This is a genomic window from Pseudomonas sp. Pf153 (assembly GCF_001269775.1).
Lineage (GTDB): Bacteria > Pseudomonadota > Gammaproteobacteria > Pseudomonadales > Pseudomonadaceae > Aquipseudomonas > Aquipseudomonas uvaldensis.
This window is the reverse complement of sequence record NZ_LHVL01000030.1, coordinates 571511-585402: the sequence shown is the minus strand read 5'-3', so window position 1 is coordinate 585402 and position 13892 is coordinate 571511. Positions and strand designations below refer to the sequence as shown.

The 13892-nt window shown below is 61.8% G+C and carries 12 protein-coding genes; 7 read left to right on the top strand and 5 right to left on the bottom strand.

Annotated elements, in window-relative coordinates:
- Positions 1 to 79: 79 nt before the first annotated feature.
- A complete protein-coding gene (ggt, locus tag AD666_RS23760) occupies positions 80 to 1807 on the top strand; it encodes a gamma-glutamyltransferase (RefSeq protein WP_053157723.1) in 1728 nt (575 codons plus the stop codon).
- Positions 1808 to 1824: 17 nt separating this feature from the next.
- Entirely contained in the window at positions 1825 to 2358 is a 534-nt protein-coding gene (locus AD666_RS23755; protein ID WP_053157720.1) for a cysteine hydrolase family protein, read from the top strand.
- 28 nt (positions 2359 to 2386) lie between these two features.
- Here AD666_RS23755 and AD666_RS23750 read toward each other — a convergent pair whose 3' ends face one another.
- Both AD666_RS23750 and AD666_RS23745 read right to left on the bottom strand, forming a co-directional pair.
- Positions 2387 to 3247 carry a CAP domain-containing protein gene (locus AD666_RS23750; RefSeq protein WP_053157717.1) on the bottom strand — a complete coding sequence of 287 codons (861 nt, stop codon included), beginning with the start codon at positions 3245 to 3247 and terminating at the stop codon, positions 2387 to 2389.
- Between the two features lie 310 nt (positions 3248 to 3557).
- On the bottom strand, positions 3558 to 4523 hold the full coding sequence (locus tag AD666_RS23745; protein ID WP_053157714.1) for a DMT family transporter: 966 nt from the start codon (positions 4521 to 4523) through the stop codon (positions 3558 to 3560).
- A 276-nt stretch (positions 4524 to 4799) separates the two neighbouring features.
- On the opposite strand from AD666_RS23745, the gene AD666_RS23740 reads away from it, so the two are divergent.
- A complete protein-coding gene (locus AD666_RS23740) occupies positions 4800 to 5891 on the top strand; it encodes an SMP-30/gluconolactonase/LRE family protein (protein ID WP_053158854.1) in 1092 nt (363 codons plus the stop codon).
- Between the two features lie 16 nt (positions 5892 to 5907).
- Here AD666_RS23740 and AD666_RS23735 read toward each other — a convergent pair whose 3' ends face one another.
- Positions 5908 to 6930: a LacI family DNA-binding transcriptional regulator gene (locus AD666_RS23735; protein ID WP_053157711.1), complete on the bottom strand. Its 1023-nt coding sequence runs from the start codon at positions 6928 to 6930 to the stop codon at positions 5908 to 5910.
- A gap of 177 nt (positions 6931 to 7107) precedes the next feature.
- On the opposite strand from AD666_RS23735, the gene AD666_RS23730 reads away from it, so the two are divergent.
- From AD666_RS23730 to AD666_RS23715, 3 genes are all read left to right on the top strand, one after another.
- Positions 7108 to 8283 carry a Gfo/Idh/MocA family protein gene (locus AD666_RS23730; protein ID WP_053157708.1) on the top strand — a complete coding sequence of 392 codons (1176 nt, stop codon included), beginning with the start codon at positions 7108 to 7110 and terminating at the stop codon, positions 8281 to 8283.
- 59 nt (positions 8284 to 8342) lie between these two features.
- Positions 8343 to 9359 (top strand): sugar phosphate isomerase/epimerase family protein, encoded by a 1017-nt coding sequence (locus AD666_RS23725; RefSeq protein WP_371259629.1) that lies wholly within the window; start codon positions 8343 to 8345, stop codon positions 9357 to 9359.
- 198 nt (positions 9360 to 9557) lie between these two features.
- Positions 9558 to 10790, top strand: a complete 1233-nt coding sequence (locus tag AD666_RS23715) for a nucleoside permease (protein ID WP_053157699.1) — start codon at positions 9558 to 9560, stop codon at positions 10788 to 10790.
- Positions 10791 to 10808: 18 nt separating this feature from the next.
- Here AD666_RS23715 and AD666_RS23710 read toward each other — a convergent pair whose 3' ends face one another.
- A complete protein-coding gene (locus AD666_RS23710) occupies positions 10809 to 11465 on the bottom strand; it encodes a polysaccharide lyase family 7 protein (protein WP_053157696.1) in 657 nt (218 codons plus the stop codon).
- 244 nt (positions 11466 to 11709) lie between these two features.
- Between AD666_RS23710 and AD666_RS23705 the strand changes: the two genes are divergently transcribed.
- A complete protein-coding gene (locus AD666_RS23705; RefSeq protein WP_053157693.1) occupies positions 11710 to 12045 on the top strand; it encodes a hypothetical protein in 336 nt (111 codons plus the stop codon).
- A 44-nt stretch (positions 12046 to 12089) separates the two neighbouring features.
- Here AD666_RS23705 and AD666_RS23700 read toward each other — a convergent pair whose 3' ends face one another.
- A complete protein-coding gene (locus tag AD666_RS23700) occupies positions 12090 to 13853 on the bottom strand; it encodes an L-lactate permease (protein WP_053157690.1) in 1764 nt (587 codons plus the stop codon).
- Between the last annotated feature and the right edge of the window lie 39 nt (positions 13854 to 13892).

The window sequence follows — 13892 nt, the reverse complement described above, 5'->3', positions numbered from 1 at the left end:
GGATTACGTAAACCAAGCCATACTGCCTGATGCTCTTGATGCGATCCGTGACCTATTAAAAACAAGAAGAGACCGACTCATGAAGTTCGAATGCCTTGCCCGAACCCTTCTGGCCACCTCCCTGACCCTCAGCTGTTTCTACGTGCAAGCCGCCTCCCAGGCGCCGGTCGCCGCCGAAAACGGCATGGTGGTCACGGCTCAGCATCTGGCCACCCACGTGGGCGTCGACGTGCTCAAGAACGGTGGCAATGCCGTGGATGCGGCGGTGGCGGTGGGGTATGCCCTGGCAGTGGTGTATCCGGCCGCGGGTAACCTGGGCGGTGGTGGTTTCATGACCCTGCAACTGGCCGATGGGCGCAAGACATTCCTGGATTTCCGCGAAAAAGCGCCGCTGGCGGCCACGGCCGACATGTACCTGGACAAGGATGGCAATGTCATCCCTGATCTGAGCACTCGCGGACACTTGGCGGTCGGGGTGCCCGGCACCGTTTCCGGCATGGAACTGGCGTTGAAGAAGTACGGCAGCAAGCCCCGCGCCGAACTCATCGCCCCGGCGATCCGTCTGGCCGAGGAAGGCTTCACCCTGGAACAGGGCGATGTGGACCTGCTGGAAACCGCCACCGATGTGTTCAAGAAAGACATGCGCGACTCCGGCGCGATCTTCCTGCACAACGGCGAGCCGATGCAGGTCGGCCAGAAACTGGTGCAAAAGGACCTCGCCCGGACCCTTCGGGAGATCTCGGCCAAGGGCGCCGATGGCTTCTACAAAGGCTGGGTCGCCGATGCGCTGGTCACCTCCAGCCAGGCCAACAAAGGCATCATTACCCAGGCCGACCTGGACAAATACAAGACCCGCGAGCTGGCGCCAGTGGAATGCGATTATCGTGGCTACCACATCGTTTCGGCCCCGCCTCCCAGTTCCGGCGGGGTGGTGCTGTGCCAGATCATGAATATCCTCGACGGCTATCCGATGAAGGACCTGGGCTTCCATTCGGCCCAGGCCATGCACTACCAGATCGAAGCCATGCGCCACGCCTACGTGGATCGCAACAGCTACCTGGGTGACCCGGACTTCGTGCAGAACCCCATCGATCATCTGCTGGACAAGCAATACGCCGCCAAACTGCGCGCCGCCATCGAACCGCAAAAGGCCGGGGACTCGCAGAAGATCAAACCCGGCGTGGCGCCTCATGAGGGCAGCAATACCACTCACTATTCCATCGTCGACCAGTGGGGCAACGCGGTTTCGGTCACCTACACCCTCAACGACTGGTTCGGCGCCGGTGTGATGGCGAGCAAGACCGGTGTGATCCTCAACGACGAAATGGACGACTTCACCGCCAAGGTCGGCGTGCCGAACATGTACGGTCTTGTGCAAGGCGAAGCCAACGCCATCGCCCCAGGCAAGGCGCCGTTGTCGTCCATGAGCCCGACCATCGTCACCAAGGACGGCAAGACCGTGATGGTGGTGGGAACACCGGGCGGCAGCCGCATCATCACTGCGACATTGCTGACCATCCTCAACGTGATCGACTACGGCATGAACTTGCAGGAAGCGGTTGACGCCCCGCGTTTCCATCAACAGTGGATGCCCGAGGAGACCAATCTGGAAACCTTCGCGGCGAGCCCCGACACTCGTAAAATCCTTGAGAGCTGGGGGCATAAGTTCGCCGGTCCCCAGGATCCGAACCACATTGCCGCGATCCTGGTGGGGGCTCCGTCGCTGGGCGGCAAGCCGGTGGGCAAGAACCGTTTCTACGGTGCCAACGACCCACGCCGCAACACCGGGTTATCGTTGGGATATTGAGTTGCAGAGGGAGCACCATGAATAGCGCATTGCTGATCATCGACGTCCAGAGCGCACTGTGCGCCGGCGAGGAGGAATGCTTCGAAAGCCAACGGGTGATCCGGACCATCAACGACCTCAGCGCCAAAGCCAGGGCCGTTGGCGTGCCGGTGATCCTGATCCAGCACGAGGAGCTGCAAGGCTCGCTGCTGTATGGCTCCGCCGCCTGGCAACTGGCCGACGGCCTGCTGACCGCGGCGGATGACCTGAACGTGCGCAAGACCACGCCGGATGCCTTCTACCAGACCGACCTGCAACCGTTGCTGCAAGCCCGGGGTATCGATCGCCTGGTGATCTGCGGCCTACAGACCGACTACTGCGTCAACGCGACGGTGCGCCAGGCCCATGCCTTGGGGTACGACGTGGTCCTGGCTGCCGATGCCCACTCCACCGTGGACAACGGTAGCCTGGCGGCGGAGCAGATCATCGCCAACCACAACAACCGTCTGGGCCGCCTCAGCGGCGCGGTGTCACGGGTCGATGTGGTGCCGGCGGGAGAGATTCACTTCTGATCCAGCCCGGGACTGTGAGGAGACCATTTCACGGCGCGCCAAACACCATCGTCCAGTAGATCCCTGCGTCGCTGTCTGACTCGGTGGCGTATGCGGCGCCCATCTGAGTGAACATCGGGTTCATGAGGTTGGCGCAATGTCCTGGGCTCGCCAGCCAATCCCGCATGGCCTGGTTCGGTGAGCCTTGGCCGGCGGCGATGTTTTCGCCAAATTTTCGACCACGATAACCGGCACTCTTGGCACGGTCGGCGACGGAGCGGCCGTCCGGGTCGCGGTGGGCGAAATAATTGCCGCGGGCCATTGCCCGGCTGTGTCCCTGGGCTGCGGTTCCCAGTGCCGCGTTCCAACTCAGGGGCCGGGCGGCGGCGAAGCGTTGGCGCCCGCACAAGCGGGACTGGGCCCTCGCCGCATTGACCTGGGCCAGCAACGACTTGCCCGTCGAGGAGGCGTCGCTTACCGGAGCGCCACCCATGGGCTGCGCCAGGACCACTCGCCACTCATCGCCGACCCGATTGACGCCGATGTCCGCATACTGGCTGTCCAGCAGCGTCGAGCAATGTTCTTCCGCCAGCATCTCGAACGCTTCATCGGCATCCCGCGCATCGGTCAGGCGGATGCTGCGCACAGTCTGGGCCTGATAGCCGGCGTCCTTGAGGGCTTCGCGCAGGCCGCCGCGAAAGCCGATAGGCAAGGCCAGGCGCGAGCGCAGCACCAGTGGCCTGGAAGCACGCACGGTGCGCCATTCACAACGACGGGATTGGCTGCGGTAGTCATTGATGGCGTCCACCAATTGCCCTTCGCCTCGGGCATGGGCCGGGTTGGTGAACAGCGCAAACAAGGGGATGAAGCAGAGCGAAACGAAACGGCAGGAGCGAACAGTGTGGCGCATGATGCGAACGGCTCAGGAGGAAAATGCCTGGGCGCCAGGACTGGCGCCGACCCACCGGAAAACGCATCGCTATCGACAGGCGAGGTTTCAGGGCTGAGCTAGGACTTTGGGTTTGAAAACAAGTTTCAAAGCGGCAGAGGCTGCTGAGCTGAAAGTACTGTGAGAACAAGGTCCTGTAAGCGCAAGGCTCTGCTGGAACAAGGCTCTGTGGGAGCAAGGCTTGCCCGCGATGAAGACACCTCGGTCTCCCGGGAAATCCCCTCGTCAGCATCGCGGGCAAGCCTTGCTCCTACGGATTCAGCTTCAGCCTTCAGTCCGTGGCATCAGCCACCGCGGCCTCGACACGCTTGGTCTTGCGATAAGTCAACATCACGATTCCAGTCACCACAATAGCGCCACCGAGCACCTGGCCCGGGTTGAGCATCTGATCCAGCACCAGCCAGCCGATCAGCAGGGTCGCCAGCGGTTCGATGTTCATCACCGGGGCATTGCGCGGCATGTCCAGACGGGGGATGGAGATGAACAGCACGATGAAGCCGGTGCCATAGAGTACGACCAGGGTCGCCAGGGCGAACCAACCGGTGCTGGTGGCCGGCAGGTCGAAACCACCGGGAAGGGCGCCGGTCAGGCCGGCAAGGTTGACGCTGCTGAATACGATGGCAATCGTCAGCAGGCTGCGCACGGAACCGTGCGCTTGGGACAACTTGTGATCGGTGATCCACAGCGCGCAGGCGAATACGCAGGCGGCGCAGAACGCCAGGCACACCCCCAGCAGCCATTGCGGGCCGACGCTTTGCTCGGACGATAGCCGGGTCGGCACCTCCAGCACGAAGACCAGGCCCACGAGGATCATCCCCATCAACGCGGCGGTGCGTGCGGTCGGGCGGGGCCCACCCAGTGCCCAAGTCAATAAGGCCAGCAGGATCGGAAAGACATTGGCCACCAGCAGCGCCAGCGCCACCGGCACCCTCGCCACCGCCGAATAAAGACACAGGCTCTGGGCGCCGATCAACAGGCCCAGCGTCAATTGCCAGCGCCAGGCTCCGGCTGGCAGACGCAGGTTCTGCCGTTGCCACAGCACCATCATGGCCAGCACCAACAGCGTTCCGCCCGAGCGCATCAGGATCGCCAGCAACACGCCGGCCCCGTCGTCGAATGCGACCCGTGCCGCGACATGGTTACCGGCAAAGGCGCAGCCCATGCATAACAGGACAAGCACCGCGAGATGGCGGGGAAGCGGAGTGGGGGTATCCGGTAGGGCACTGGAGCGGGTCATGGCAAGTGTTCCCAAGACAAGTCGCCGAAGCCAAAAGGGGCTTCGATCAAATATTTTTATATTGTGGTCGTACAACTTGTCTGAGTTTGTACCGTATCCCGCGAAGAGGAACAAGTCAGGCAAAGCGCTGAATAAAGGGCTTTTCATGATCGTAAGGCAGGACTGGTCCTGTGCGCTTTCTTCCAAAAGTGTACCGAAAACATATTCTTGTACGATGTCTTATCACGGAGTAAAACTGTCGTCCCCGTCCAATAATAACTAACGGAGAAAGTCATGATGGATGCTTCGCAAACTGCAACCGCTGCCGATCAGGGCCGCCGGGTATTCCTGAAAAAATCCCTGGTGGTTTCGGCGGCGGCCACCACTCTGGGCAATCTGCCGGGGTTCGCCCAGGCAGAACCGCTGAGCCAGCGTTATCCGGATCCATTGGTCAACATCCTCGACCCCAGCTTCATGGACCTGCGCATTTTCAACGCCAGCGTGGAAAAACTCGCCACCGGCCTGCGCTGGGCGGAGGGGCCGGTGTGGATTGGCGACGGTCGCTATCTCCTGGTCAGCGATATTCCCAACAACCGCATCGTGCGTTGGGATGAAGTCACCGGCGGCCTGTCGGTGTACCGCGAGCATGCCAATTTCTCCAACGGCATGTGCCGCGATCGCCAGGGGCGGCTGTTGGTTTGCGAGGGCTCTACGACGTCGAGCGAGGGCCGGCGCGTTACCCGCACCGAGCACAACGGTAGCATCACCGTATTGGCGGACAGTTTCGAGGGCAAGCCCTTCAACTCACCCAACGACATCGTCTGCAAGCGGGACGGTTCGGTCTGGTTCACCGACCCACCGTTCCAGACCGGCAACAATTACGAAGGGCACAAGGTCACGCCTGCCCAACCCCACGCGGTGTATCGCATCGACGGCGAAACCGGCAAGGTCAGCCGGGTGATCGACGACCTGGCGGGACCGAACGGCCTGTGTTTCTCTCCGGACGAGAAGACCCTTTATGTGGTGGAGGGGCGGGCCAAGCCCAACCGTTTGATCTGGGCGATTACCGTCAAGGACGACGGCTCCCTGGGCGAACGGCGCAAGCACATCGAAGGCCTGGATTACGCCGCCATCGATGGGATCAAGTGCGACGAGAGTGGCAACCTCTGGTGCGGCTGGGGCGGCAACGGCGACCCCAAGGCCGACCTGGAAAAGCTCGATGGTGTGCGGGTGTTCAACCCCGATGGCAAGGCCATCGGGCACATCTCACTGCCCGAGCGCTGCCCCAACGTCTGCTTCGGCGGGCGAGAGGGTAACCGGTTGTTTATGGCCGGCAGTCACTCGCTGTATTCGCTGTTCGTGAATACCCGAGGGGCGACGTTCGCCTGATTGCAGGTTGCGCCGATCATGGTGGCGGGGGAGTTCGCTCGCTCGCCATTGGCGCCGTGCTGCCCCTCACCGTCAACTCGAACGGCAACAACACATGCCGTTGCGCAACAGGCTTGTTCTCTATCCGCGCAATCAACATCTCCACCGCCTTCTGACCAAAAGCCTCGGCCGGTTGGGAAATGGTGGTCAACGGCGGGTCGCAATAGGCCGCGAACGGGATGTCATCGAAGCCCACCAACGAAATATCCTCGGGCACTCGCAGGCCCATCTGCCTGATGCGCTTGAGGGCGCCGATGGCCATCTCATCGTTCTCGCAAAACAACGCACTGGGCCGCTCGGCCAGCCCCAGCATCACCCCGGCGCCTTCGTAACCGGCACTCAGGGTGAAGTCGCCGTGGCAGATCAGGCCAGGGTCGATGGCGATACCGGCGTGACGCAAGGCGTCTTCATAGCCGGCGACGCGGTCCAGGGTCAGGGGACTGCTACGTGGGCCCTTGATGATGCCGATACGGTGGTGACCCAGGCTGAGCAAGTGTTCGGTCATGGCTCGGGCAGCGGCCCGATTGTCCAGGCTGATGGTCGGGTAGGGGGCGTCCTTGACCACCTCGCAGGCATTGACCAGCGGCAGCGCATCGGTGCCGGGAGGGAGCGAGACGAAGGGGTCGCTTGCCCGCAACTGGATCACCCCATCGGCCTGGTGTGCATAGACCAGCGCGGCGAATTCCTGCTCGATATCTTCCCGACCCTGGGTGTCGCACAACAGCAATCGATAACCCGACGCTTGCGCTGCCTGTTGGGCACCGCTGATCACTCGGGCGAAAAAGGTGTTGGCGATCTTCGGCACCAGGATCACTAGGTTTCCGGTTCGCCGGGAACGGAACTGCACGGCCATCAGGTTCGGTCGATAGCCGGCCTGTTCCACCGCCGCATTGACCTTTTCCCGAGTCTCGGGCAAGACGCGCTCGGGGGATTTCAGCGTTCTGGACACTGTGGCCACTGAAACGCCGGCCAGCCGCGCCACTTCACGAATGTTGGACAATCGCACCTCGATACTGCGCCGCAAATGGGGCACACGGCTGAGGAGCTTACCGCAGGTTGCCCGCCTCACAAACGCCCATGCATGCACGCATCGGGTTTGACAGTGCGCAGAACAGGGCCTAGATTCGTCGTGATGTAACCGGTTACATGTCATCAACTCCAACATGAGCGCGTCGCGATGAACCCTGTGGCACGGAAAATAAGAATGGGCTTTGTAGGCGGTGGAGAGGGCGCATTCATTGGCCAGGCCCATCGCCAGGCCGCGGGCCTGGATGGCGGCTTCGAGCTGGTGTGCGGTGCGTTCAGCCGCGATGCCCATAACAACCGGCAGACCGGCGCCTCCCTGGGGTTGACCGGGTCCCGTTGCTATCAGGACTGGCAACAGATGCTTGATGCCGAAGCGATGTTGCCCCTGGATCAACGCATGGAGTTGCTGGTGATCGTCACGCCCAATCACCTCCATGCCCCGATTGCCAGCCAGGCATTGAAGTCCGGCTTCCATGTCTTCAGCGAGAAACCCGCCGCGCTGGACCTCAAGGAGTTGCTGGCGCTCAAAGACGATCTGCGAGGCAGCCGCTGCCTCTATGGTCTGGCCCACACCTACCTTGGCTATCCCATGGTCTGGCAGGCCCGTGAGATGGTGCGCTCGGGCGTGATCGGCAAGGTGCGCAAAGTATTCGTCGAGTATCCCCAAGGCTGGCTCAGCCAGGACCTCGCCGCTCAAGGCAACAAACAGGCGCAGTGGCGCGACGATCCGGCACGGTCCGGGCTGGGTGGATGCATCGGTGACATAGGCACCCATGCGTTTTCCCTGGCGGAGTTCGTCGCGGACCAGCCGATCCAGGAGCTTTGCGCCACGCTGGGCACCCATGTTCCGGGCCGGCAACTCGATGACGACGTCGCCATGCTGTTCAGGATGCAGGACGGCGCCAGCGGCGTGTTGCTTGCCAGCCAGGTCTGCACGGGTGAAGAGAACCCGCTGAAGGTCCGTGTCTATGGCGATAAAGGTGCCCTGGAATGGCGCCAGGAGGAGCCGACAAGCCTGATCCATCGCGCCATCGACCAGCCCCTGCGCATCCTGCGCAGTGGTGTCGGTCAGCCCTGGCTATGCGAAGCGGCGACCCGTCGCATGCGCCTGCCGGCCGGGCACCCGGAGGGCTACCTGGAAGCCATGGCCAACCTCTATGGTGACTTCGCCCGTGCCATTCGCGCACATGTCGAAGGGCCCGACGTGCCTGGAGTACCCGGCATCGAGACGGGTTTGCGCACAATGGCGTTTATCGAGGCCGCCGTCATCAACCATCGTGGCGAGGCGAAGTGGACCGCGCTGAACACCGGAGAATCGCTGTTGTGAGTATCGTCGATCAAACCCCGGAAGGCCTGCGCGGGCCGGCGATTTTCCTGGCCCAGTTCATGTCCGATGAGGCGCCGTTCGACACGTTGGCGAACATCGCCGGGTGGGCCGCCTCGCAGGGCTACAGGGCCATTCAATTGCCGACCCTGGGCTCGCGTTATATCGACTTGGCCCGGGCTGCCGAAAGTCAGGATTACTGCGATGAATTGAAAGCCATCTGCGCCCAGGCTGGCGTCGAGATCAGCGAGTTGTCGACGCACCTGCAAGGTCAATTGGTGGCGGTGCACCCGGCTTTCGACGCGCTGTTCGACGACTTCGCCCCGGCTCACTTGCGCGGCCAACCCCAGGCGCGCACCGAGTGGGCCATCGAGCAACTGAAGCTGGCCGCTCGCGCCAGCCAACGCCTGGGCCTCCAGGCCCACGCGACTTTTTCCGGTGCGCTGCTGTGGCCCTATATGTACCCGTGGCCACAGCGTCCATCAGGGCTGGTGGAGCAAGGCTTTGCCGAACTGGCCCGGCGCTGGTTGCCGATTCTCGACTGCTTCGACGAGGCCGGCGTCGACCTGTGCTACGAGATCCACCCCGGCGAAGACCTGCACGATGGCGCCTCGTTCGAACGCTTCCTGGAAGCGGTGGACCATCATCCACGGGCGGCCATTCTCTATGACCCGAGCCATCTGTTGCTGCAACAAATGGACTATCTGGGATTCATCGATCGCTACCATGCGCGCATCCGCATGTTTCACGTCAAGGACGCCGAGTTCCGTCCCGATGCCCGTTCCGGCGTGTATGGCGGGTATCAGGGCTGGGTGGATCGCCCTGGTCGGTTCCGTTCGCTGGGTGATGGGCAGATCGATTTCAAATCGATCTTCAGCAAGTTGACGCAATACGATTTCAAGGGTTGGGCGGTGCTGGAGTGGGAGTGCTGCCTGAAGGATTCGCAACAGGGTGCGGCAGAGGGCGCGGCATTCATCCAGCGGCACATGATCAGCAAGACCCGCAAGGCGTTCGACGATTTTGCCGGCGTCACGGCGGATGAGGCCTCCAATCGACGGCTGTTGGGGTTGCCGCAGTAACCGAGCAAAGCTTATGGGAGCAAAACCTGTAGGAGCAGAACCTGTGGGAGCAAAGCTTGCTCGCGATAAGGGCAGCCTGGTCTCCAGCAGAACCGCATTGACTTCATCGCGAGCAAGCTTTGCTCCCACAGGTTTCGCTTCCACAGATAGGCCAGCTTCCAATGGATCACAAGAACAACAAATAAAACGGTGACGGTCATGACCACGATGAATGCACGCCTGAGCGTGATGATGTTCCTGCAGTTTTTTATCTGGGGTGGTTGGTTCGTCACCCTCGGAACGTTTCTGTCCAGCACCCTGGGTGCCAACGGTGGGCAGATCGGTATGGCATTTTCCACCCAGTCCTGGGGAGCGATCATCGCGCCGTTGGTGATCGGGCTGGTCGCCGACCGCTATTTCAATGCCGAGCGGATCCTGGCGGTGTTGCATCTGATCGGGGCGGTGTTGTTGTACCAGCTGTATTCGGCGGCGCAGTTCAGCGCGTTCTATCCGTATGTGCTGGCTTACATGGTGGTCTACATGCCAACGCTGGCCCTGGTCAATTCCGTGGCGTTCCGCCAGATGCGCGACCCGGCGATGGAATTCTCGCGTATCCGGGTCTGGGGCACCCTGGGCTGGATCGTCGCGGGGGTGGTGATCAGCTTTGTGTTCGCCTGGGACTCGCGTGAATCCATCGCTGCGGGCGGTTTGCGCAACACCTTCCTGATGGCGGCCGTTGCATCGCTTGCCCTTGGACTCTACAGCTTCACGCTGCCGGCCACGGCGCCTCTGGAGAAGCAGACCGGCGGTGACAGCTTCAGGCAACTGCTGGGGCTGGACGCGTTGGGGTTGTTGAAGGACCGCAGCTACCTGGTGTTCTTCATCGCCTCGATCCTGATCTGCATTCCCCTGGCGTTCTACTACCAGAACGCCAATCCGTTCCTGGCCGAAACCGGCATGTCCAACCCGACGGCGAAGATGGCCATCGGGCAGGTCTCCGAAGTGCTGTTCATGCTGCTGTTGCCGCTGTTCATCCAACGTTTCGGCATCAAGCTGGCGCTGTTGGTGGGGATGCTGGCGTGGACGTTGCGCTATGTGTTGTTCGCCTACGGTAACAACGGGGACCTGGCGTTCATGCTGTTCACCGGCATCGCGCTGCATGGCATCTGCTACGACTTCTTTTTCGTCTCGGGGCAGATCTACACCGACGCCAAGGCGCCCAAGCACCTGCGCAGTTCGGCCCAGGGGTTGATCACCCTGGCGACCTATGGGGTGGGGATGTTGATCGGCTTCTGGGTGGCGGGGCAGGTGACCGATCGCTTCGTCGTGGAGGCGGGCCACGATTGGAACAGCATTTGGCTGTTCCCGGCCGGTTTTGCGCTGGTGGTGCTGGTGTTCTTCCTGCTGACCTTCAGTGGCCGGCAAGCGCTGACGGCGACCTCGAAGGCATGAGGCCGGGCGGGACGTCGGTCATTTATGGCTGACGTCCAGCTTGGTGTAGGTCACTTTCCCGCCTTCATTGGAGTTGCCGACATTGTCCAGGGTGTAGACACCGGCCTTGAAGTAAAAGTTATAGGGGTGCCAGGACGAGTCCAGCTTCACCTGCTTGCCGACGTTGTTGACCAGTACGGTGAGCTTGCCTTGCTTGTCCATCTGCAGCGAGTAGTTGAAGGCTTTGTTCAGGGCCACGTTCGGCACGCTGAAGAGCACCGGGCTCTTCTTGTCCTTGGGTTTGACCCGGTATTCCACATCGACATTGCCTTTGCCCTTGGCGTAGCGGTACACCAGTTTCAAGAGCGGCGTAGGGGCATCCTTGGCGTGGATCTGCGCCACCACCACGCGCCCTTCGGAAGGCACCTGGTTCACCGCCAGCGTGCCCTTGAGGGTATTGATGCCGCTGTTGTAGCGCCAGTTGCGCAGCTTGCCATCCTTGCTGGTTTCCCGCAGCTCGGAGCGTGGGAATTCGCTCTTGCCGGTATGGGAACCGGTCACCGGCGCCCAGAACACGATGCGTTCGCCGCTGCGGTTGAAGTACTTGTTCTGCAGGCTCGGCATGGCCTTGGTGTGCACCACTTGCGCCGGGGTCTGCACGGGAAGGGTGATGTTCCAGATAGTCAGGTCAATCATGATCGGGTACTCCCATGGAGTCGGCCGTGGTCTCGACCGTAATGGCAAATTTGCCTTCCATGGCACAGTGTCCATGTTATCGACCCAGGCCTGTTTCGCTGGAGGGGCACCTGACGGATGGCTCTGCATCGAGCCTTGCCGGCGTTTTTGCGGGTTGGCGTGACTGATGTCAATTTGAGGTCGATGGGGTAGAGTACGCGCCGCCCGAGAGATGGATCCCGGGCGTTATCCCATGGAGTAGTTGATGAAGCATTTCAGCAAAGTTATCGCCGGCGCATTGTTGGGCCTGGTCCTGGCGGGTTGCACCGGTACCGCAATGAAGACCCAGCAGTACGACAGCAGCCAGTACACCGTTGTCGGTCACAGTGAAGCCAAGGCCACCGGCCTGCTGTTGTTCGGTTTCATCCCGATTCGCCAGAACAACCGCTTCGTGCGCGCCCAGGATGCGGCGATCAAGGCCAAGGGCGGCGACGCCATGATCAACACCCAAGTGCAGGAAAACTGGTTCTGGGCCTGGGTCCTGACCGGTTACACCACTTCGGTATCCGGCGACGTGGTCAAGCTGAAAAACGTTCAGTAAGCGTTGCTGTGGCGAGGAGCTATCCTCGCCACACTGCTCGATGCTCAATGTCCTCCCACCACCATATGACTGAACGGCGCCACATACGCTTGCAACGTCACCAGCCCGCCCACCAGAATCGCCAGCACCACCGAGTGGAAAAACACATAACGCAGGATTTCCCCTTCATGCCCGTACCAACGGGTTGCGGTGGAGGCGACCACGATCGACTGCGCATCGACCATCTTGCCCATGACCCCGCCGGAACTGTTGGCGGCGGCCATCAGCACGGGGCTTAACCCCAACTGCTCGGACGTGACCCGTTGCAAGCCGCCGAACAGCACGTTGGACGCCGTGTCCGAGCCCGTCAGCGCGACACCGAGCCAGCCCAACAGCGTGCCGAACATCGGGTAGAAGATGCCTGTCGCGGCAAAGGCCAGGCCCATGGTGGCGTCCAGGCCCGAATAACGCGTGAGAAACCCCAGCGCCAGCATCGCCACGATGGTGATCAGCGAATACCGCACCACCCACAACGTTCGCAAGTAATGGTGCACCAGTTGCGGGATGGAGTAGCCCATCAGCAACCCGCCGAGAACGGCTGCCAGGAAAATGCCGCTGCCGGTGGCGGTGAACCAGTTGAACTTGTAGATCGCCTCCTCGGTTTTAGGCTGAGGGACCACGGGCGGCACCTTCTCGATCTGCTGATGCAAGGTCGTGAAGGTCACCAGGGGCGAGAAGATCGGGTTCGCCTCGCGCATCGGTTTGCCCTGGGGATCGAGCTTGGCCGACTGGGTTTGCGGGTCTATCGCCGGGCGCGTGTCGAACAGGTTCTTGAAGCCCTGGGTGCCCCAGGCGAACACGAATACCGTCAGGATGATCCACGGCATCCAGGCCCGCAGCACGGCGGGGCGGGTGTCGCTGGAAAAAACCTTGCTGGTGGTCGGCTTTTCATCCTCGCTCGCTTCGATTTTCGAGTCGTCGACCCGGCCGGATAACGCGGCGGAGGTGTGTACCGTCGCCGGTTTCCAGACTTTCAGAAAACCGGTGAGGCAGGCCATGGAAATCAGCGCGGCGATGACATCCACCAACATCGGCCCGTGGTAGTTCGACACCACGAATTGCGGGACGGCGAAGCTGATGCCGGTCACCAGGATCGCCGGCCAGACCTCCAGCATCTTGCGCCATCCGGCAAAGGCCCAGATCAGCCAGAACGGCACGATCACGGAAAAGAAGGGCAACTGCCGACCGACCATCATCGACAGTTCCATTTCATCCAGACCGGTCACTTTGGCCAGGGTGATGATGGGTGTACCCAGGGCACCGAAGGCCACCGGCGCGGTGTTGGCGATCAGCGCCAGGCCCGACGCGGCCAACGGTGAGAAGCCCAGCCCGATCAGGATCGCCCCGGTCACCGCCACCGGCGTACCGAAGCCCGCCGCGCCTTCGAAGAACGCGCCGAAGCAAAAGGCGATCAGCAGCAGTTGCAGGCGCCGGTCGTCGGTAATGCGCGCCAGGGAATCCTGCAGGACCTTGAACGACCCGTTTTCGGTGGTCAGACGGTGCAGGAAGATGATGTTGAGGACGATCCAACCAATGGGCAGCAGGCCGTTGGCCGCCCCATACAACGCTGCCGAACCGGCCATGTCGGCCGGCATGCCGAAGGCAAAGATCGCGATCAGCAAGGCCGAGGCCAGGGCATACAACGCCGCCAGGTGCGCCTTGATACGAAAGAACGCCAGTGACGCCAGCATCACCACCACCGGAACCGCCGCCAGAAGCGTCGACAGCACTGCATTACCGAAGGGATCGTAGACTTGTTGCCAGACCATGTTCCACCTCTGCTTTTTATTGTTGGAAGTGCAGGCCCC